Annotated in this window: 1 protein-coding gene; it reads right to left on the reverse strand. The window is 70.2% G+C overall.

All coding sequences use genetic code 11. From position 1 onward, the window contains the following. Positions 1-124 (reverse strand): DUF5781 family protein (locus tag EXE44_RS21770; protein WP_241991916.1); only part of this gene is annotated, 124 nt, incomplete at its 3' end. Between the last annotated feature and the right edge of the window lie 124 nt (positions 125-248).

Here is a 248-nt window from a genome sequence, read left to right on the forward strand (position 1 = left end):
GCTCGTCGGGGTCCTCGCGGACCACCACGCGGACCGGCGCCTCCACGGAGTGTTCGGTCTCGAAGAGGTCCGCGGCGCCGAGGAACGGATCGGGGGGAACGTCTCCCTGGACGCGAAGATCCATGCGTACAGTTCGCACGGGGGGAGGCGGTAAGTCTCTTGCGCTCGTGGAACCCCGTTCGCCGATGCGCCGGGGGCTCGGCGTGCCGCTGTCCCGAGACCCCCGCCGAACCGGCGTACGCTTTTGA

This window comes from Halorubrum sp. SS7, assembly GCF_005435055.1.
Lineage (GTDB): Archaea > Halobacteriota > Halobacteria > Halobacteriales > Haloferacaceae > Halorubrum > Halorubrum salinarum.